Source organism: Methylobacter sp., assembly GCF_004322395.1.
Lineage (GTDB): Bacteria > Pseudomonadota > Gammaproteobacteria > Methylococcales > Methylomonadaceae > Methylobacter_A.
The window spans coordinates 109,991-131,075 of the sequence record NZ_SCTW01000009.1; the positions used below are offsets into that span (position 1 = coordinate 109,991).

General features: G+C 51.6%; 19 protein-coding genes. 16 read left to right on the forward strand and 3 right to left on the reverse strand.

The window, feature by feature from the left end; genetic code table 11:
• Window positions 1–99 precede the first annotated feature (99 nt).
• The 3 genes from EPO18_RS01865 to EPO18_RS01875 all read left to right on the forward strand — a co-directional run bounded on the left by EPO18_RS01865 (window position 100) and on the right by EPO18_RS01875 (window position 2,151).
• Window positions 100–630: a hypothetical protein gene (locus EPO18_RS01865; RefSeq protein ID WP_292429724.1), complete on the forward strand. Its 531-nt coding sequence runs from the start codon at window positions 100–102 to the stop codon at window positions 628–630.
• A 200-nt stretch (window positions 631–830) separates the two neighbouring features.
• Window positions 831–1,892: an RNA 3'-terminal phosphate cyclase gene (gene rtcA / locus EPO18_RS01870; RefSeq protein WP_292429727.1), complete on the forward strand. Its 1,062-nt coding sequence runs from the start codon at window positions 831–833 to the stop codon at window positions 1,890–1,892.
• Window positions 1,893–1,899: 7 nt separating this feature from the next.
• A complete protein-coding gene (locus EPO18_RS01875; RefSeq protein WP_292429731.1) occupies window positions 1,900–2,151 on the forward strand; it encodes a DUF504 domain-containing protein in 252 nt (83 codons plus the stop codon).
• Window positions 2,152–2,551: 400 nt separating this feature from the next.
• On the opposite strand, the gene EPO18_RS01880 is transcribed toward EPO18_RS01875, so the two are convergent.
• The 3 genes from EPO18_RS01880 to EPO18_RS01890 all read right to left on the reverse strand — a co-directional run bounded on the left by EPO18_RS01880 (window position 2,552) and on the right by EPO18_RS01890 (window position 4,782).
• Window positions 2,552–2,755 (reverse strand): hypothetical protein, encoded by a 204-nt coding sequence (locus EPO18_RS01880; protein ID WP_292429733.1) that lies wholly within the window; start codon window positions 2,753–2,755, stop codon window positions 2,552–2,554.
• 324 nt (window positions 2,756–3,079) lie between these two features.
• Window positions 3,080–3,964, reverse strand: coding sequence for an ADP-ribosyl-[dinitrogen reductase] hydrolase (draG, locus tag EPO18_RS01885; protein WP_292429736.1), 885 nt, complete (start codon window positions 3,962–3,964; stop codon window positions 3,080–3,082).
• A gap of 8 nt (window positions 3,965–3,972) precedes the next feature.
• A complete protein-coding gene (locus tag EPO18_RS01890) occupies window positions 3,973–4,782 on the reverse strand; it encodes an NAD(+)--dinitrogen-reductase ADP-D-ribosyltransferase (protein ID WP_292429797.1) in 810 nt (269 codons plus the stop codon).
• A 688-nt stretch (window positions 4,783–5,470) separates the two neighbouring features.
• Here EPO18_RS01890 and EPO18_RS01895 point away from each other — a divergent pair.
• From EPO18_RS01895 to EPO18_RS01955, 13 genes are all read left to right on the forward strand, one after another.
• Window positions 5,471–6,277, forward strand: a complete 807-nt coding sequence (locus EPO18_RS01895) for an energy transducer TonB (protein WP_292429739.1) — start codon at window positions 5,471–5,473, stop codon at window positions 6,275–6,277.
• Window positions 6,278–6,287: 10 nt separating this feature from the next.
• Window positions 6,288–7,166 carry a MotA/TolQ/ExbB proton channel family protein gene (locus tag EPO18_RS01900; protein WP_363331467.1) on the forward strand — a complete coding sequence of 293 codons (879 nt, stop codon included), beginning with the start codon at window positions 6,288–6,290 and terminating at the stop codon, window positions 7,164–7,166.
• Entirely contained in the window at window positions 7,166–7,582 is a 417-nt protein-coding gene (locus EPO18_RS01905) for an ExbD/TolR family protein (RefSeq protein WP_292429742.1), read from the forward strand. Before EPO18_RS01900 ends, EPO18_RS01905 begins: the two co-directional genes overlap by 1 nt.
• Window positions 7,583–7,686: 104 nt before the next feature.
• Window positions 7,687–10,416, forward strand: a complete 2,730-nt coding sequence (locus EPO18_RS01910) for a TonB-dependent receptor domain-containing protein (protein WP_292429745.1) — start codon at window positions 7,687–7,689, stop codon at window positions 10,414–10,416.
• An 87-nt stretch (window positions 10,417–10,503) separates the two neighbouring features.
• On the forward strand, window positions 10,504–11,472 hold the full coding sequence (locus EPO18_RS01915; protein WP_292429747.1) for an SMP-30/gluconolactonase/LRE family protein: 969 nt from the start codon (window positions 10,504–10,506) through the stop codon (window positions 11,470–11,472).
• A gap of 368 nt (window positions 11,473–11,840) precedes the next feature.
• Complete coding sequence (locus EPO18_RS01920) at window positions 11,841–12,731, forward strand: dienelactone hydrolase family protein (RefSeq protein ID WP_292429750.1); 891 nt, start codon at window positions 11,841–11,843, stop codon at window positions 12,729–12,731.
• Window positions 12,732–13,169: 438 nt separating this feature from the next.
• Complete coding sequence (locus EPO18_RS01925) at window positions 13,170–13,889, forward strand: cytochrome b/b6 domain-containing protein (RefSeq protein WP_292429753.1); 720 nt, start codon at window positions 13,170–13,172, stop codon at window positions 13,887–13,889.
• 37 nt (window positions 13,890–13,926) lie between these two features.
• Entirely contained in the window at window positions 13,927–14,388 is a 462-nt protein-coding gene (locus EPO18_RS01930; RefSeq protein ID WP_292429756.1) for a cytochrome c, read from the forward strand.
• A 990-nt stretch (window positions 14,389–15,378) separates the two neighbouring features.
• Entirely contained in the window at window positions 15,379–15,855 is a 477-nt protein-coding gene (locus tag EPO18_RS01935) for a rhodanese-like domain-containing protein (RefSeq protein ID WP_292429758.1), read from the forward strand.
• Between the two features lie 56 nt (window positions 15,856–15,911).
• Window positions 15,912–18,356, forward strand: a complete 2,445-nt coding sequence (locus EPO18_RS01940) for a DUF1549 and DUF1553 domain-containing protein (RefSeq protein ID WP_292429760.1) — start codon at window positions 15,912–15,914, stop codon at window positions 18,354–18,356.
• Window positions 18,357–18,393: 37 nt separating this feature from the next.
• Window positions 18,394–19,845 (forward strand): DUF1501 domain-containing protein, encoded by a 1,452-nt coding sequence (locus tag EPO18_RS01945; RefSeq protein ID WP_292429762.1) that lies wholly within the window; start codon window positions 18,394–18,396, stop codon window positions 19,843–19,845.
• A 248-nt stretch (window positions 19,846–20,093) separates the two neighbouring features.
• On the forward strand, window positions 20,094–20,480 hold the full coding sequence (locus tag EPO18_RS01950; RefSeq protein ID WP_292429764.1) for a hypothetical protein: 387 nt from the start codon (window positions 20,094–20,096) through the stop codon (window positions 20,478–20,480).
• 13 nt (window positions 20,481–20,493) lie between these two features.
• Complete coding sequence (locus EPO18_RS01955; protein WP_292429767.1) at window positions 20,494–21,084, forward strand: peroxiredoxin; 591 nt, start codon at window positions 20,494–20,496, stop codon at window positions 21,082–21,084.
• Window position 21,085 lies beyond the last annotated feature (1 nt).

The window sequence follows — 21,085 nt, forward strand, 5'->3', positions numbered from 1 at the left end:
GTGAATTCGGGCAATTGGAACAAATTGCAAAAAATGCGGAGATATTCTTCAATGCATCCAGCACCTAATAATCCGGCCCAGCGGCAGTCGTTATGAATCATGAAGAGGCCGGTGGTGCTCGGAAGATATTTTAAAAGGGAAAGGCCCCGCGTGTTTCTTGGCGTGCTAGCGGTCGCACCGAGAACCGATCTGAAGCGGCATTTCGATGAAAAGGGTTTGTTTGAAGATGCAAACCTAGACACCGCATTGCGTCAGAGCTTGACGGAAATATTTTCATTGGCTCCTGTTCATAGCGTTACAGTGCCCCTAGCTACCGACCTTGTGCTGGACGTCGTAATCCCACATTTCCAGTCTGGCGGTGCCTGGGATGTGTCTTTGGGCGAAATCGGCTTCCCTATTTTCTGGCGCCCAAAAATCACGGTGGCATCCCGGCTCTATTCATTAACGACACAAAATACAAAAGCCACTTTCTCGGTAACTGAGAAAATGAAATGGGGCCAATATCTCAGCCGTATCATTTCGTGGAGAGCATTTTTCGGTTTTCGGCCAGTGTTTGATCGGAAAGACATTGAATACTTGCTCTACCAGGCATGTTTCAAGTTGTTGGTGAAAATGCAAAAGGAAATATGATTCATAACCACATGTACAGTGAACTTATTCGGGGGATAGCTAAAGTCCTAGATATGCAATGCATACCCAACTTGGCTTAAAATGAAATGTCAGTTGTATAGGCTGGATACCAACATTAGGCGCTTTAGACGAGGTCATTAACCCCGATTTTCAAAATTTAACTGCTATTTTCGATCATCCTTTTACGGGAGATTTAATATATGACAGACCAGCTAATCATCGACGGTTCCTACGGCGAAGGCGGTGGGCAAATTCTGCGCAGCGCATTGAGTCTGGCTGCCATCACCGGGCGTCCGATACGCATCGATAACCTCCGCGCAAACAGGAAAAAACCGGGGCTGGCGGCGCAGCATCTGACTTCGGTTAGGGCAGCGGCGATGCTCTGCGACGCTGAAGTGAAGGGTGCGGAACTCGATTCGCAAACGCTGCAATTCATCCCTCGCAAGCCGGTCTGGGCCGGGGATTATTTTCTTGATGTGGCCCAGGCACGGGATGGCGGCAGCGCCGGCGCGGTCATGCTGGTGCTGCAAACCTTGCTGTCCCCGCTGGCGCTGGCTAAGGGTGTATCTACCGTCACGTTGCGAGGAGGCACGCACGTTGACATGAGCCCTTCATTCGATTATGTGCACGATGTCTGGCTGCCTACGCTTGCCCGGATGGGTGTGAGTGCCGAGCTTTCTCTCGTGCGATCCGGCTGGTACCCGATAGGACAAGGAGAAGTGAAGCTGCGAATTACGGGATCCGGGAAATTGCTTCCCCTGCGTCTGGAACATCGCGGTTCGCTGCTTGCGGTTACGGGACGCGCCCTGGCCGCAAAACTACCGGCTCATATTTGCGAACGCATGGCTTTCCGTGCGCGCGATCTTTTGGAGCAGGCCGGGATCACGGCCCAAATCGAGGCGGTCGTTTTAAAAGCGGCCTGTCCCGGCGCCGGTTTGTATTTGACGGCGCATTATGAAAACAGCTTGGCCGGCTTCGGCATCCAAGGCAAACGCGGCAAGCACGCTGAGCTAGTCGCCGAGGAGGTCTGTTCCGCGCTCTTGCATCACTATCGCTCGGGTTCGGCCCTGGAGCAGCATCTCGCCGATCAGTTGATCTTGCCGGCCGCGTTGTGCCGGGGCGAATCCGTCTTTAGTGTCGAGCGTATCAGTCCGCACCTAGTCACTAACGCCTGGGTGGTTGAACATTTCGGACTCGCACGGATAGATATCGCTTTGGCCGCCGACGGAACCGGTTTGGTCAAAGTCCTTCCAAGCGGGTAATGCGATTATGATTCCGATTCAAGATCTCTTGCATCGTATCCGCTGGGATCAGGAATTTGGTCAAGGCGAATTCGTTATCGGTTATTACGACCGGATTGAGCACGAAATCATCCGCGTTCCGTTTCGCGAAATTGCGTTTCCAAAGGATGCTCCAGGCGTTTTCGAACTGATCGATTGCGAGGGTCAAACGCATACCATTCCGTTGCATCGGGTCAAGTCGGTTTACAAGGATGGCAAATTGATTTGGCATCGGGACTGAGCGGGGGATGCCGCGGCATCCCCGCATCATGGTAACAAAGTCAGGTACGCTACTTGACTGGGCTTGAGGCAGTCCACTCTTTGTTTCAGGGACTGCCTCAGCTCTATTTACAAAAATCTGAATAAACAGTTCATACCTTGACTAGCTGTCAAACCCAATACAGTGTAAATATGACTTACGGTTAAAAAGCAACACCACGAGTAATGTGAGTTGAACAATGATATCAAACATCAAAACTATGTTTTTCATGATCATTCCCTCAAAGTAAATTTATGCTTGTGTCTGTTATGTCAGCATTGTCGTTCTAACCTTTTTGGCTTGGTTATCGGCTGGCATTTTTATTACTCAATGCAAAATCTTTAACTCCCTATCAATCATTAACCCTAACTAACGAATACTTTTAAGCATAAGTTCGAACGTAGTCGCGGGCAAATAGCCGCATCGGCGCATTGCGTAGTCGATATTGTTGGTAAGCTTGGTCGACATCTAGCGGCGTGATATGGGCATACACCCCGAACCCGGTTTTTGCAGTGAATTCATCGCTCAAGATTTCGATAAATATTGTCCATGAGTTATCTACTGTATTTGTGTGTTGAGTTGTCATGGCCGTACTCCTAAAAACTAAGTTAATGGGATTCATCTTGTATTAAGCATAAAAAATGCCGTTTTAAAAATATCTTTATAAGGCATTAAGTTGGCGTATCACTGTGGTTTGCTTTATAGACAATATGTAAACAAATCCGACAATAATCCGGCACTACATTAACTTTTGTATCGGTAGTCAGAGTTATTTTTCAAAAGACTACAAACACCGAAATGAATTTCCCGTTAGTTTTTAAAATACCTTTATAGGATATTGAGTCGATATGTCTCTCTAATCCAGTAGGGTACGCACAGCTGAATCCAAGCCCGATTGAACCAAATAGGTTTACAGCAATCCTGCAAGCTGGATAAGCCCCGTCGTCTGTTGCCGTATTTGATCGGCAATCTGCTGATCCAACCGCGCTAACCAACGCTCCGGAATCTGTTCAACGCCATATTTAGCGCCTGCCAGCATACCGGCCAGCGCACCTGTGGTGTCGGCATCTGCACCCTGATTAACAGTTGCAATCAGGCAAGATTCAAAACTGTCGGTACTGAAAAAATAATGTAAAACCGTCTGCACGGTATCGACAATATAGGCCGAGGCTTTGCCCGGATAAGGGCTATAGGCAAATTCGCCGTATTGACCGATCAACCGTTCGGCTTCCTGTTTGCAAACATCCATATCCAACCCCTTAATCAGGCAATTAACAATCCGCCCTAGCGTTAAAGTCGCCGCATCGGACAACGGATGGTTATGGGTAATATGGCTTTGCTGCAAACTCCATGCGTTGAAATTGTCCGGCCGGTTTAAAGTTGCCAGCACCGCCGGCAGATTACGCATGCAGGCGCCGTTTCCCGCGTCATCATCGCGAGGCAAGCCGAACAGTTCGCCATTATCCCGATAGCGCAGGATGCCGCGCCGACAGGTATTGCCTATATCCGGCGGATTGCTTTCCAGCCAAGCGACAAAATTATCGGCGACAGCCTGAATGTTCCAGCCCTGGTGATCGATAATGGCTTGCCCTACTGCGAGCGACATTTGCGTGTCGTCAGTGACTTGCCCCGCTTCCAGGTTCAGCCAACCGCCGCCGATCATATCCCGATGCACGCCGTAGCGTTTCTGGATTTGTTTCGGCGACATAAACTCTACCGTCGCGCCGAGCGCATCGCCGCAGGCAAAGCCCAAATAGGCTCCTAACGCTCTGTCCAATAGTTGCTCTGTAGACATATTTTCCCCTAACGCTGTACGTTGACCCGGTAATCGCCGCCAATCACCAAATATTCGGCTTCGCCATGCAAAGCATGGTGCGGCAGCAATTCACTAAAAAAAACTAGCTTAACCATCGGCACTTCAACTTCCAGAATATAAGCACCGAACTCGCTGGCAATACTGCGGCGGTCGGTAAAAGACACAATATTATTGAAACGCATGATTTTATGCGGTTTATCCCGATCCCGGACAAGCCAATCGTCGTCCAGCGAATTGACGCCGCGATACAAGGTCTTATGCGTCGCCGCCGGAAACTGAAAACGTTCGATAATCCATTGGCAATATTCGTATAAGAGATCCAGCTGCATGTAGATACAGTTGTTGTGGTAACGGCTGTTCATCTTTTCCTCGATATACATGACCCAGTCTTTGTTGATGAAACTGGAAATCCGCTGTTTGTGATAAGTAGGAAACAGCCCGAAGCGGCTTTCGACCCAGCCTTTAAAAACCGCGCCTTGGGCATTGTTGGAATCCAGCCCCCAATCCTGGATTAACCTGAGATAACTATTACGGTAACGCCGTCTTCCCGAATGATTGTCCCGTAGCCTTTGCTCCGTTTCAAAGCCGAACACGACGCACATGTAGTCCTGGAATATCCGGCCGCAGTCTTCAAGCGTCGATTGCGCGGTTAAGTACTCGAACAAACCTGATGCCGATTCGCGGGTACCGGCAATATGCAGCGGCTTCGGGTTTTCGTTAAAGGCGTGGCTGGCGATGCAGGCCGTCGCCATACCGATTAAGTTGGTGCTGTGGCCGTATTCGGAAATGTCGGGCATGGGCTGGGAAATTTCAGGTAACAATTCGGGCAATCTTTGCACGAAATCGTAGGTTTAGCCAGATATGGCACTAACGGGGTTAGCCAACGCAGCCCAAATGCAGCGTAGCGGAATACAGGATAATAGGAGCCGGGAAGCACCAGATTCCGCAAGCTCCATCCAGGCTACTTATATCCCGTTCCCACACAACGCGCTCGTCGTTATACACAAGCGTATTTTAGAGTCGTCATACCGCGGATAAAACGATATACACCGTTTGTCGGACAACGCTGCCGATTAGACCTTCCAGGTTTTAAAAACCTGGAAGGTCTGCCTCTCGGATTCTTTCCTGCCTAACGCCAAGCCGGGGATACTTGTGTATAACGATGAGCGCAACGCATGGGGACGGGGAAAGGCGCGCACCGCCCCCCTTACTCCCAAACTGTTGTTCAGCAAACACCCCGCAAACAAAAGCTCGTTGAAACTGATGCTCAACGAACAGCCGTCCGGCCGGATAAGCTCCGGCTTTAGCCTTACCTTGCCATCCAAAGTAAACAAATAATATTTTTAAATTCATTATCTTACAAATAAGCCATCGGCTTTTGGCGGCAGTATCGAAAACCATGGCACAGAACCTGCTCTATTCGAATAAACGGGTGTAACCGGCTGCGGCCGGTCAATCGATAACGTAACGAACGGGAGAATGCCGATGAATAGACCTTTGGTGGCTTTTGATAAATTTGAGCCGGCGATACCGGACCGGAAAAGGGCCGATGTGGTTCCTATCAACCAAGATATCGGCCGGCTGATTGAAAGCTTGTCCGCTTCACCGGCTGCGGCGGCATTGGGTAATTTCAGGCGTAGCACTGATTATCGCGACAGCAAAGCTATCGACTACCTGATTATAGCTGTCCTGTCGGTACTGGTGCATAGCATTGTTGTCGATCACTTCAAGCACGCATCGGTCGAAAAAGAACAACTGGTTGAACCGGTCAAACCGCCATCCAAGGTGCAGATCTCGTTTGTCCGGCCTCAACCGAAGCCTGCTGTAGTTCAGCCGCCTCCTCCACCTAAAGTGGTTGCGCTGAAAAAACCGCCTAAGCCTAAAGTGCAGCCAAAACCCGCGCCTAAGATTGAGCCTCCGCCTGTTGCAACATCGACTACTGTGCAGGCGGATGCGCCGGTAATTTTAGTCCCGGCGGCCCCGTCAGCGCCTAAGGTAGAAGAAAAAGTCACCGAGCCGCGTGCGGGCGCCGGTTACCTGAACAATCCGGCGCCGGTTTATCCGGAAATCGCTATGGATAGAGGCTGGGAAGGCAAGGTGCTGATGAAAGTGCATGTTCTGGCGAACGGCAAACCTGACAACGTTTCCGTAATTAACTCCAGCGGCAAAGAGGTGCTGGACGATGAGGCCGTCAGAACGGTAAAGCAATGGACATTCGTTCCCGCGATGCGCGGAACAACCCCGATCGATGGTTGGGTAACGGTTCCTATCTCTTTTAATTTACAAGGTTGAGGTTTTATTTATGACAGAAACAACATCTGCTGCTGTGGGAGTTTCCCAGGCAGCCAATCAAACACCTGTTCCAGGCGCTGACATTGCCGGCGCGGCATCGGCCGCTGCCAATATAGTGCCTGCCGGTACTGAAGCCGCTGCCGGCGGCCATGAAATCACTTCGGCGCTGATCGTCGACGGCACGTTATGGGTCTTGATTGCCTTTTCGGTCGCGACCTGGGCGTTGATCTTGATCAAAGGCATACAGCATCTGCGGATTGCGCATCACAACAGGATTTACGGCAAGAAATTCTGGGGAGCCCAGGATTTCCAGGCCGCCGCGGCATTGGAAGGCAATAAAGGCCCTGCGGCCAGGGTTGCCGATGTCGGCTTCACAACGCTGATCGAAGCCGACGGCGGCACCACGACGCACGATTTGGAGCATACCGGCGACCGCCAGGAATTGCTGGACCGGCGTTTGCGCCAGCAAATGCAAAAAGAACGCGGCGCGCTGGAAAGCGGGCTGTCGATCTTGGCGACCATCGGCAGCATCTCGCCGTTCGTCGGTTTGTTCGGCACGGTTTGGGGCATCATGGGCGCGCTGACCAGCATCAGTAAAACCGGATCGGCCAGCCTGGAGGTTGTGGCCGGGCCTATCGGCGAGGCGCTGATTGCCACGGCGGTCGGTATCGCGGTCGCGGTGCCGGCGGTCATCGGCTACAACTTTTTCATCCGCAGGAACAAAGTGATCTGGGCCGCGCTCGACGATTTCGCAATCGACTTTGTCCATCTCGCGTTGAAGACCTCGTTCCTGATCAAACGCCCGGTTAGCGTGCCACGCAGCCCGGCAAAAAAACCGGTGCTCAAAACCAACCATGACGAATTACAAGCGGAAGGAGTGCAAGTCTAATGGCTATTAGTACCAAAGACGGCGGTGCCGATGACGATGTCATGGGCGAAATCAACGTCACGCCTTTAGTTGACGTAATGCTGGTGCTGCTGGTGGTGTTCATCGTCACCGCGCCGTTATTGACCCAAGCGGTGCACGTCAATTTGCCGAAAACCGCCGAAACCGCGCCGCCCGAGGAAAAAGAAGCTGTTTATATCAGCGTCGATGCCAAGGGCAAAGTTTTCATCGATAAAACCGAGATTGCGCTGGAGTCTTTTGAAAAAGAGCTGTTAAACCGTAAGGCCGCCGATCCTGAAATAGCGCTCAATCTCAACGCCGACGACGCCGTTCAATACGGCACTGTCGCCAAAGTGATGTCATCGATAGAACGGTCAGGAATTACCAAGCTATCGGTTTTGACTATTCCCGGTAAGTAACCAACCACAAACACAAATTTAAACCGGCCTTTTTAGGGCCGGCTAGGGACGCTTTGCCTCAAAAATCAGGGCTGACCTTAATTTATTTAAAGAAGGTAATTAGAATGAGTATTAACAGCTTAGGGCGGCAAAAAGTGGCTGGCAAGGGCCTGAAATCGCTGAAAAAGAGCAAGACTAAAAGCCGATCTGTAGCCGGCGAAGTAAAAATATCCAGCCGGGCAACGCTAAACGGCGCCGCTATAATTATTGCAGGCGCTTGTTTATTAGCGCCGGACTACAGCTTTGCCGAGAACAATTCCAGTGATTTAGCCGCAGAAGTCGAGCGGCTAAGAAAAGAATTGGGCGAAACCAAAAAGGAAAACGAGCAGCTTAAAAAAGCGGTTGCCAACGGCAATGCCGGAACAGCCGGCAACGCAGCGCAGGCCCAGCCGGCTCCGGCAACTGTCGCCACTGCCGAACCGCCTAAAAAAGAAAAGAAATCCTTCAATGACGAACCTAAGAATCTGTCGGAAGTCGTCGTGACTTCGCGTCGCAAGGAAGAAAAATTGCAGGAAGTTCCGATTCCTATCGCAGTTATCAGCGGTGAGCAGATGAGACGCGACAATATCGTTACGGTACAGGATTTCTCCCGGCGCGTGCCTAACCTTGGCGTGACCAGCACCAACGTTCGCCAGACCAGTATCGCTTTACGGGGCTTGGGCAAGAACAGCGGCAACGAATCGATGGAGGCCAGCGTCGGCGTGATGGTCGACAACGTATGGTCGTCCTGGGTCGGTTCGACTTGGAGCAATTATGTCGATATCGATCATGTCGAGGTTCTGCGCGGTCCGCAAGGTACATTGCAAGGTAAGAACAGCAACCTGGGTCTGATCAACGTCAATACCAAGCTGCCTTCGTTTAAGTCCGGTTATTCCATCGACGGCTTCGCCGGTAATCGCGACAGCCTGCAAGGCAAGGCATCGGCTACCGGTCCTATTATCGATGGTCTGTTGGCTTATCGGGCCTCGCTCTATATCGACAAGCGCGATGGTATGGTAACCAACTTTGATTCGCCGATTACTGTCGGGAAACTTCAGGAAACAAATGCGATGGGCGGGCGTATCCAGTTTTTGCTGACACCCACGGATAATCTCTCTGCCCGGATTATTGCGGATCGTTCAAAAGCCACGCAAACCATGAGTGTGAATCCTTTGATTGAAGACCCGGCAAGATTCGCCGATGGGACGGTCAGGCCGACCACTTTCAGTTCACGACTGAGCCGCAACTGGTTCGACAGCATTCGTAATTCCGGTCAACCATTAACGGTGATTGGCGATCCGCGCAAAATGGCGGTGGATAATCATGAAGTATCGCGCGGCGATCAGCAAGGCGCGTCCGGCGAGATCAACTGGGATGTGGCTGGGCATAAATTAACCTCAATTTCGGCGTATCGTTATTCATTGTTCGAACCGCATCATGACGGCGATAACAGTACCGCCGATATTCAGCAAATCAGTGGCTGGACGGTACAAAACCGGCAATGGTCGCAAGAATTCCGCATTGCTTCCCTGAAACCTGCATTCAATTTCATTGACTATCAGGCTGGGGTCTTTGGCATGCGCAGCTCGGCTGATGTACAAAACCACCGCCGGTACGGTGCCGATGCAGGTGCTTTTTATGCCAGCAACGCGATTTATAACCGTTTGAATGCGACCGCGTCAGGCAGGGAGATTATGCAAAAATCCTTAAACCGCGTATTGCAAACAGGTTACAGGAATCCTGAAGTGACCAGTTTGGCGGGTTACGGGCAAGTCAATCTACATTTTACCGATAAAGCGACGCTGACATTAGGCTTACGCCATACCTGGGAGGATCGGGATAACATCGGCTCTGACGGCTTCGTAGGCGGCGAGAATCTGGATACCCTTGCCGGAGCAACGGCCTCGCAAATAGCCGACGCGAAAGCTATCAGAAGTGCGGCTGTCGGCAACGTTTGGGAGGCTGGCCGCCAAGGATTTCAGGCATCTTCTCAAAATTGGTTGGTTAACCCCAGTTATAAAATCAACAAAGACTTGATGGTTTATTTCTCGACGGCCGGCGGACAAAAATCGGGCGCGGCTCAATTCTCCAATACTGGAGCCGTTGAAAATGTCGATCCGGAAAATGTGATGGATTACGAATTGGGTGTCAAAAGCACTTGGTTCGACCGCAAGCTCGCAGTCAACGTCAATTTATACAATACCGATGTAGAAGGTTTTCAATCCCAGCTAGTAATACCGGATTCAGCTACCGCAACAGGTACTCGAACCACGCTGGGTAATATCAAAGGCATCCAGTTACGCGGCGTTGAATTGGAGACTAACTGGCAAGCTACGCAAGGATTGAATTTCTTCTTAAACGGTTCGTTTAACCATGCGGTTTATACCGATTTCAAGAATGCGCCTTGCCCGGCTGAAGCGAATAGCTCCCAACCGTGCGACCAAACCGGTTTGCAAATACCGAATGCGCCGATGTTTACCGCTAACTACGGTATCGACTATCGCGTACCGTTGGGCTTTGGGAAATGGAATGACCATGGCTTGGAATGGCATGCTTTCCTCGTGGACAGCTATAAATCCAAAGCCAATTTCAATGCGAACTTATCTTCATCGGGCGTCCAGCAGGCCTATCATGTCACCGATGGCGGCATAGGCATCGGCACCAAAAATGGTCAATATAGCTTGAACCTGGTCGGTAGAAATATATTCGACACCATCTACCTGACTAACGCGGGGCAGTATTCCAGTACATCAGCCGCCAGCGGCACTTACGGCGATGGACGTTACTACGGCGCGCACTTCCGGGCGAACTTTTAGGCGGCTTTACAGGGTGGGCGGCAAGCATGGCGTTTTTCCGTTCACCCATCAGCCTTAAAAACATTTACATTAAATTCGGAGAACAAGATGTTACTTAAAACTTCACACGCAAAATTATTCTCAGTGCTGGGCGCTTTAGCGTTTGCCGCTTCCGTGCAGGCCGCCGATGACCCGGTTACGCCTGCTATTCCAGGCGTATCGGCGGGCGGCGTCATTATCGAATTGATCAAGGACGGCTTCAAAGGCACCGAAGGCCCTATCGGTTATTCGGACGGCAGCCTGCTGTTTACCGAAACCAATGACAACCGGATTACGCGTATCGCGCCGGACAATACCGTTTCAACCTTTTTGGAAAACTCCAACGGCGCTAACGGCCTTGCATTAAACGCCAACGGCGAGCTGATCGCCGTGCAAACGCTTAAACCGCAAGTCGGCATTATCTATCCGGCCGACAAGCAAAAAACCTTCGCCGAGAATTTCGAAGGCGTTGCTTTTCAACGGCCTAACGATGTCGTTCTGCATAAGAGCGGCGGCATTTACTTTACCGACAGCGGCACTCGTCCGACTAAAGAAAACCCTAACCCGCCGCCTTCCCATCCCGGTGTGTTCTACATCTCGCCAACCGGCGAATTGAAGCGCTTGGCTACCGATATTGAACGTCCGAACGGCATTCAGCTGAATAAAGATGAGACTGTGCTGTACGTGGCCAATACCCTTGGCGAGCATGTGCTGGCTTATGACATCGCCGCGGACGGATCGATTTCGAACAAAAGGAATTTCGCCAAGCTGGACGGCTGGAAACAGGAAGAGAACGGCTGGTCCAGCGGCGCGGACGGTCTGGCGATAGACGATAACGACAGGCTTTATGTCGCATCGAATTCCGGTATTGAAGTGTTTGACGCCAAGGGAGATGCGCTGGGCGTTATTGCTCTGCCTAAGAAGCCGCAAAACATCGCTTTTGCCGGTGCCGACAAGAAGACGCTTTATGCGGTAGGGCGTGGGGCGGCTTATAGGATTCCTTTGCTTGCGCAAGGGTTTAAAGGCCGGGCGAAATAGTGCGCGTAGGAATAACGAAGAAGACTTGCCGCTGGAATGGATTGAATCCCGTATGTCGCGCCGAGTACCGGAGCTTTCGCCGGGAATAGCCCGCGAGGGGCGCTGCATGGATGCAGCGCGTTGCCAGAGGGCCCTTCTGGCAACCCCCGATGAAAGCGAGGAAGGCAGGAAGCAAGCGGTATCCGGGCGGCCTTTTCTTTGGATACTTTCTTTTGGCCGCCCAAAAGAAAGTATCTCGCCTTCGGGGGCGAGACCCCGATCCAAATAACCGTCGCGGCAGCGACATCTTGTTTTATTACGATGACGCAGAGCGTCTAGAACTGCATTCCCACGCTGGAGCGTGGGAACGATAATTGATAGGTGAAACCATGACACGCAAAACAGCAAAAGACTTCGATCCCGAAGTCCTGAAACTATTCGACAAATACGTCCACGGCGACATATCGCGCCGGGGATTTTTGGCTTCGGCCGCAAAATTCACAGTGCTCGGCCTGACTGCCGAAGGTTTGCTTGAGGCATTGAATCCCCGTTTTGCACAGGCGCAGCAGATAGCCTTGAACGATGCCCGCATCTTAGCAAAATATGTGGAATATCCCTCGCCCGCAGGTTACGGCAAGATTCGTGGCTATTTGGCTCAGCCTGCTAAATTCACCGGCAAACTGCCGACAGTGCTGGTCGTGCATGAGAACCGCGGCTTGAATCCGCATATCGAAGACATTGCCCGGCGTATCGCGCTTGATAATTTCATCGCGTTCGCTCCCGATGCGCTGTTCCCGTTAGGCGGCTATCCGGGCGATGAGGATAAAGCGCGCGAGCTGTTCAAAACATTAGATCAAACCAAAACCCATGCCGACTTTATTGCCGCCGCCGGAGTGTTGAAGAATCTGCCCGAAGGCAACGGCAAAGTCGGTGCGGTCGGTTTTTGTTACGGCGGCGGCATTGTTAATTTCCTGGCGACGCAGCTTCCCGATTTGGCGGCAGCCGTGCCTTTCTATGGCAGCCAGCCGACAGCGGAAGACACAGCAAAAATCAAAGCACCGCTGTTGCTGCACTATGCCGGGGAAGACGAACGCATCAACGCAGGTTGGCCTGCTTACGAAGCTGCGTTAAAAGCCTCGGGCATTCAATACGATGCCTACATTTATCCGGGCGTGCAGCACGGCTTTAACAACGATACCACGCCGCGCTACGACGAGGCGGCTGCAAAATTGGCATGGCAGCGCACGATAGGATTTTTTAACGAGCATCTGCGCAGCTAGATAGCTTATTGCCGTAGGGCGTGCCGTGCGCGCCTTTAGATGCTAAGGCGCGCACGGCACGCCCTACGGCTTAGGAGTAAAGAGATAACAAAGGACTCTGCAATCTCAAAAAGGAAGCGAATAAAACCCGGCCAAAGCAACGCCGGCCGATGGCGTCGACGTGATCAAGTCCAGTGTGTTGGGAGTCGGCAAAACCGGTAGGCGTTGCGATGGCAATTCTCCGATTCGCTATTGAAGGACCGCTCTTCGGCAGGAATGAAATGGATGAATTTCCTGCCTTTTTAAGATTTTTAGGTTGTTCCCGTAACACGATTTTTTACTAATGAATAAGGAGTCAATTATGTTTCTACATCGACTTTTAGTGAGCCTCGCTTGCGCAAGCCGCCGGGTCCGGCACTGGCTGTGCTGCGAACTACTCAGGTTAACGGGAGAATCAATATGAAAGTAACTATCCATATTTGGGATTTGCCGCTCAGGCTATTTCATTGGCTGCTGGCCATTGCTGTCGCAGCTGCTTACATCACTGCCAAAATCGGCGGGGCGCTGATCGACTGGCATGGCCGTATCGGCTTATTTATTCTGGGATTGCTGGTTTTTCGCATTCTATGGGGCTTCGTTGGCTCAACTCATGCCCGGTTTTTAACTTTTTTTCCTACCTTGCCGCGGCTGATTGCTTACCTTAAAGGCCGCTGGCAAGGCATAGGCCATAACCCGCTGGGCGCATTGTCGGTGTTCGCGCTGCTGGCTGTGCTGGCTGCGCAGGTCGGCACCGGCTTGTTTGCCAATGACGACATTGCCTTTGTCGGGCCGCTATTCAACTTTGTCGATAAGTCCGTAAGCGATCGATTAACCGGTTTACACAATACGATATTCGACCTGTTGCTCGCATTTATCGTATTGCATATCGTCGCGATCATTTTTTACCGTTGGGTTAAAAAGACCAATCTTGTCGTGCCGATGCTAACAGGTAAAAAACAGGTTCCCAAAACGTTGGCCGCATCGGTGGCCGGCAGAACTGTTAGCGGCGTTGGCGCAGTCGGTCTTATTTTATCGTTGATTATTTCCTGCACCGTGGTGTGGGGCGTTACGGGCGGAATAGCGTATTTGCATCCGGCCGAAACTTATCAACAAACCGCACAAGCCGATCCCGGTTTTTAAACCATTAATTTTTTACAACACACAGGAACTGAAAACAATGAACAGAAAAATTGCGCTTACTTTACTGCTTACTGCATCAACTACGGCGGCGATAGCGGGTCCGATTGAAGAACAGATCAGATTTCGCCAATCCGCCTATTCTTTTGCGGCCTGGAATGTCGGAAAAATCAAAAGTCAGGTTGTGGATCATCCCGAAACCTTTAACAAAGACGCTGTTGCCGCAGCGGCTAATGCGATTGCGGCGGTTGCTAATTCGGGATTGGGCGCACTGTATGGGGAAGGCACCGATAAAGGCGTGGGCTGGAAGCAAACCCGCCTGAAACCTGAGTTTTTCCAGAAAAAAGCGGAAGTGACGGTAGCGGCTAATACGTTTAACGAAGCTGCAAACGAATTAGCTAAAGTTGCGGCAACAGGCGATATCAACGCGATTAAAGTCCAATTTGGCAAAGTGGGCGAATCCTGCAAGGGTTGCCATGACCTGACTCGCATTAAGGAATAGTGCAAGCCTGAATAAATCAGTCGGATTTACCTTTCCTATCTCTAGGCAACCACCCGGTTGCCTTTCTCTTCTTATCTCATTCCCACGCGTTGCGCTCGTCGTTATACACAAGTCTTTAAAAGCACGTCATTCCGGCAGGGATTGCCGGAATCCACGACTGCACGGATGCAGGAGGTAGAGCACCAACAGTAGGCGCTTTAGGCGACGCAGGAGCGGTTGCCGAGAGCACAGGGATGTGAATGCTCGACTTAACTAAGCAACTTCGCGTTGCAAGGCTTGTTGCCAGCTTTAGCATTGCCATCCATGGCATCTGGATCCCGGCAATCCCTGCCGGGATGACGGTGTCACCCAGACACTTGTGTATAACAACGAGCGCGTTGCGTGGGAATGCAATGCTCATCGTTACACACAAATATCCTGCGCGATGTCGCTCGTCCGGCAGTCTCTTACCTGGCATTAGGCGGGAACATGGCGACATGCAGACCTTCCAGGTTTTTAAAACCTGGAAGGTCTAACTCGTAACGTCCTAAACAGTCCTCGTCCGGCTTGCTTCAAAACTCATGGCGCTGTATAGCTCGACTCTTGGGCAGTTATGCATAACGATGAACTCAACGAGAGGAACCGGGATAAGCCACCGGATTGAAACCTGCGTAACCGCAATTTTCAAGTATACAGAGTCAACATGTTCCTACTAATCCGTATCGGCTGCTGTTGCCTGTTTATCTGGGAACATAGTCTGGTGTTGGGCTGCTGGTTTTTCAGCAAAGCTGACTGGTATTTGCATCTCTAGCTCTTCAAACGACTTTGATCATGGCGACCGAGACTAAATAATTATTTTATTTATCAATATATTAAATATATTTCCGGCTGTTGTACGTAAATATACGGGCATTACCGTGGTGTTGGTACGGTAGCTGCATATAGCTAATTGAATATCTCGTGACTACACGTGATCTATACGCTTTCAGCAATCAAATAAAGAGAAAAAACATGAAAAAACGTACTAAGTTGATATTACTTACAATGATCCTGACTACTCCCGTCGCATTTGGGGCGGCTCATGATCATGAGAAAAAAGCCGATGCCCCGGCGGCAGCGAAGCCCTATACCTACAAAACTCCAAAGCTTAACCGCGCTCAATTCGATGCCTTGCTGGCCAAGCCCGAGCAGTTGCTGATTGTCGACGTACGTCGTCCTGACGAACTTAGCAAAATAGGCGGATTCCCGTTTTATTTCAGCGTCCAAGCTAAAGAAATAGAAAACTCTTTAGCCTTCATTCCCAAGGATAGAGACATTGTCACGGTTTCAAATCACGCCGGTCGTGCAGGTGCGACAGCCGATCTGCTTGCCGCTAAAGGCTTTCATGTGGTTGGCGCGGTAGGTGCGCAAAACTACGAAGAAGAAGGCGGTAAGCTGGCAAAAATAGAAATACCCGCACCTAAGCCGACGGCAGAGCAAAAGAAATAATTTTGATCAAGCGATGCCGCAATAGCCGCGAACGCTTTTATTCTTGGAGTATGTTAATGAAAAACAAACTATATCTCGCAGTGATGTGGGGACTTGCCGGTGCAGTGGTCGGAGAAGCCGGGGCGGCTGTGGATCTGTTCAACAGTCCGGTGGGTGTAATAGGTGCGCAACCGGCAGACAGCAAGCCGGCGGCTGCTGAAATAAAAGCGCCTGCCGCGCAAACAGATCAGGTTGCTCAAGCAACACCCGTAGCGCAGGATAATAAACCGGCGGCCGAGGCCAGCGCACCGGCTGCCAAATCGAAGCTTTGGTCGTATCAACCGATTAAAGCGCCGGAGCAACCGACAGTTAACAACAAAAGCTGGGTGCGAAATCCGATTGATGCGTTCGTGCTGGCGCCGTTGGAGGCAAAAGGCCTGACGCCCTCGCCCGACGCGGATCGCGCCGCATTTGTTCGTCGTGCGACCCTGGATGCCTGGGGAGTCATTCCCACGCCTGAGGAAGTTGCAACCTTCGTCAACGACACCGCGCCGGACGCGTACGAAAAGCTCGCGGATCGCCTGTTGGCATCGCCCAAATACGGCGAACGCCAGGCCCGCCGCTGGCTGGATTTGGCGCGCTATGCGGACAGCACCGGTTTCCAAAACGATAATACCCGGCCCAACATGTGGCGTTACCGCGATTATGTGATTAACGCGTTCAACCAGGATAAGCCCTATTCCCGTTTTATCCAGGAGCAATTGGCCGGCGACGAGCTGTATCCTGACAACCAGGAAGCCTTGATTGCGACCGGCTATATGGCGCATTTCCCGGACAATCATAACTCCCGCGACTTGGTGCAAAGAAAATACCAAATCACCACCGACATCACCGATACCGTCGGCAAAGTGTTTTTGGGACAAACGATGGAGTGCGCCAGATGTCACAACCACAAGTTCGACAAGATCAGCCAGAAAGATTACTTCTCGCTCCAGTCATTTTTTGCCAATTTGAGCCCAGTCGATAATATTCCAGTCGCCAAAAAAGGCGATGCGGAACGCAAGTATGAAGCGGCCCTGGCGAAGTGGGAAGAAGCCACCAAAGATGTCCGCGACAAGCAAAAAGCGATTATCGACACGGTCAGGGAGCCGGCGCTGAAGCATCATAAAGAGCGTTACTTGACCGACAGCCGAGAAGCGATATTCAAACCCAAAAGTGAATGGAATGCTCAGGACCGCTGGGTGAACCACCGTTTGGCTCATGTGACCGACGAGCGCAGTCTGGCTGCTTATCTCAGGGATACCGCGGAGAGCAAAGGTGCAGATAAAAATTTCACCAAGGAAATCGCAGACAAGTGGGCCGAATACGACAAGCTGTCCGAAGAGCTGAAAAAGTTCAACGACCTGAAGCCTAAAACCGGTTCGGCCGAAATTTCCGCGATGACCGAACTCGGCCATGCCGATGCACCACCCAGCTATGTATTTTTCGGCGGCGACCATGAGCGGCCGTTGGAGCAAGTGCAGCCGGCATTCCCTGAGGCCATTACCGACGAGAAACCGGACATTAAGCCGACCGCATTTTCATCGGGCCGGAGAACCGCGCTGGCGAACTGGATAGCCAGTGCCAATAATCCATTGACCGCACGAGTGTTCGTAAACCGGGTCTGGGAAGAATATTTCGGACGCGGCATTGTGGAAACGGTCAGCGATTTCGGCAAGGCCGGGCAAAAACCGACCAACCCCGAATTGCTGGACCATCTGGCCGACAATTTCATCAAGAACGGTTGGAGCGTTAAGAAATTGCACCGCGACATTCTGTTGTCCAGCACTTATCGCCAGTCCTCGGCTCACCGTGAAGATGTGGCCAAAGCGGATCCTGAAAACAAGCTGCTGGCCGTATTCCCACGTAAACGCCTGGAAGCCGAGCAGATTCGCGACTCGCTGCTGGCCGCTTCGGGAAAACTTGAAGAACAGATCGGCGGACCAAGCGTGTTCCCACCGGTGCCGGCCAACTTGGGCGCAGGCAACCAATGGGAAGTGTCTAAAGATATTCATGACCAAAACCGGCGCAGCTTGTACGTGTTCACCCGCCGCAGTGTGCCTTATCCATTGCTGGAGACCTTCAACATGGCTTCCGCGCAAGAGGCGCATAGCAAGCGCGAAGTAACCACGTCCCCGTTACAGTCGCTGGCGTTGATCAATAGCGATGTGGTGTTCGGATGGTCGCAAGCGTTGGCCGGACGGGTCATTAACGAGGCCGGCAATGATGAAGCCGCGCAATTGGACAGGCTGTATCAAATATTGTTTGCCCGTAAAGCGACAGGTACTGAAAAAGAAACCCTGCAAAAGTTTTTGAATAGTCACGAAAAGGTAGTCAGGGAAAAAACAGCGGAAGGCAGATTTGCGGTCAGCATTCCTACCGGCTTAAAAGGCGATCAAAAACTGGACCCTATACGTGCCGCGGCTTTTGTTGACTTGGTGCATACGGTTGCGAATTCAAACGAATTCATTTACCGGTTCTAAGAGCACTTATCACTTTATTAAAAGGAAAAAACGAATCATGAATAATCAATCGCGTAGAGATTTTTTGATCAAATCCGGCTTTGGCTTGGGCGGCCTTGCCTTGAGCGGCCTGTTGCCGGGAGGTGGTAGCGGGTTTATATCGAGTGCGTTGGCAGCCGATCTGATCGATCCGCTGGCCCCGAAACAGCCGCACTTTCGGGGCAAAGTCAAATCGGTGATCTGGCTGCATCAGCATGGCGCGCCCAGTACGCTCGACCTGTACGATTACAAGCCCGAACTGGTTAAGCTCGCCGGACAGGAAGTTCCGGCGTCTTTCCTGAAAGGCATCAAAACCAGTACCCAGGGCGGTCTCGGCAAGCTGTTCGTATCGAACCGGACCTGGAAGCAACACGGGCAAAGCGGTGCCTGGTTTTCGGACTTATTGCCGAATCTTGCGCAACATGCGGACGACATTGCTTTCATCAAGTCCAGCGTGACCGTAGGCGCGACCCATGACATTTCAATCCTGAAGCTGAACTCCGGCGGCCTGAATCCGGGCCGTCCGTCTCTTGGCGCCTGGATTCAATATGCGTTGGGTTCCGCTAACCCGGACTTGCCTGCCTACGTGGTTCTCTACAACGGTAAGAAAGAACCAACCGGCGGCTCGGTAAATTGGAGTTCCGGCTTCCTGCCAGCCGTTTATCAAGGCACCGCTTTCCGCTCGGGTAAATCACCGATCCTGCATTTGGAGCGGCCTGAATTGGTTGAGGCATCGCAGCAAAGCGACAACCTGAAACTGTTGAAGCAACTGAATGAACTTAAAGGCCAAGCTTATCCTGAAGATACCGAGCTTCAGGCGCGCATCCGGGCTTACGACTTGGCTGAGCGCATGCAAACCTCGGCACCGGAAGCGGTTGACCTGAGCAAGGAATCGGACGCCACCAAAGCGCTGTACGGATTGAACGATGAAGTGACCAAAGAATACGGCACTAATCTGTTGCGCGCACGGCGTTTGGTGGAGCGCGGCGTGCGCTTTATCCAGGTTGTTACCGGGCCGGTTGATATAGACGGTGACGACAGGGACTGGGATGCCCATACCAAACTTGAAGAAAATCACGGCAAGCATGCCAGAATCGTCGATAAGCCGATTGCCGGATTGCTGACAGACCTTAAAGCGAATGGCTTGCTCGATTCGACGCTGGTGGTGTGGACGTCGGAATTCGGCCGCACCTCATGGGGCGAAAGCGGCACCGGGCGCGACCACAATGCCTGGGGCTATACGCAATGGCTTGCGGGCGGCGGGGTTAAGGCCGGAATCACTTACGGTTCGACTGACGAGATCGGCTTGCAAGTGGCAGACAAGAGCCAGGCGGTCGATACCTACGACTTGCACGCGACCGTGCTAAACCAGATGGGCTTGGATCACTTGAAGTTGATCTATAAATATCAGGGCCGTTCGGAACGTCCTACGGTTGTTTACGGCAAGGTTATTAAGGAGCTGATTGCATAAGGACGTGATCCGCGAAAAGCAGGAAAGATACGCGACTAGCGTTAGGCGAGAAACATGCCGATATGCAGACCTTCCAGGTTTTTAAAACCTGGAAGATCTAACTTGCAACGTTGCTGGTTCCCAAGCTCCAGCTTGGGAACCAGCGGAGACACGAAGAGCACGAAGTTTATGTTTTTTCTTCGTTCTTCGTGCCTTCGTGGTGAGTAAAAATGCGTAACTCTGGGATATTTTTTAAGGATCATATTGATATGAGTAAAACGATTAATCTTTTCGGCATTGTTTTGATATTGGCAACCGGCATCGTCTATGCCGAAGCCGCGTTCGATTTCGAAGAGTTGATGGAAACAATAGACACAAACTCTCGTAACCTTCAAGGCAGTATCTCCAACAAAGATGCCAATGCAAGCATCGACCTTGCCAAGAAAATGCAGAGTGATTTCAAGCTGGTCGAAGGTTTCTTCGAAAAGAGAGGCAATGCCGCCGATGCGGTCATCGACGCCAAAAAATATGAAGACTTGGCTGCCGAAGTTGTGAAATTTGTCGAAGCTAATGATTTTGATACAGCGTCAAACAAGGCATTGGAATTAACCAAGAATTGCGACAACGCTTGCCACGATGTTTATAAACCCCTTTAACAAGAGTACAGATATGAAACGTTTCCTATTGGGCTGCCTGTTGTCGAGCGCATTCACGCTGCCGGTTGCCGCGGCGCTACCGGAAGGCCATCCGGCCCCCGATTTTCAAACGCAGGCCTCGCTGGCCGGCAAGGCCTTTACTTATTCGTTGCAAGAGGCGCTGCACAAAGGTCCGGTCGTAGTTTATTTTTACCCGTCGGCCTATACCGGCGGCTGCAATATTCAAGCGCACACTTTTGCGGTGAACCATGACAAATTCGCTGCGGCCGGGGCGACGATTATCGGCGTATCTCTGGACAGCATCGACAGGCTCAATGATTTTTCGGCCGATCCAGAGTTTTGCGGCGGTAAGGTCGCGGTTGCCTCCGATGTCGACGGCAATATCGCCAAATCCTACGATTTGACGGTCAAAGAGGCGGCTGCGGGAAAAAAGGATTCACGCGGCGTTGAAATTACCCACGGCTTTGCCGAACGCACCACATTCATCGTTACGCCTGACGGCAAAATCGCCGCCACGTTGACTGGACTTAAACCGGCCGAGAATGTTGAGAAGTCGCTTGAAATCGTGCAACGGCTTGCGGCTGCCAAGCAGTCTGCGAAGTAGG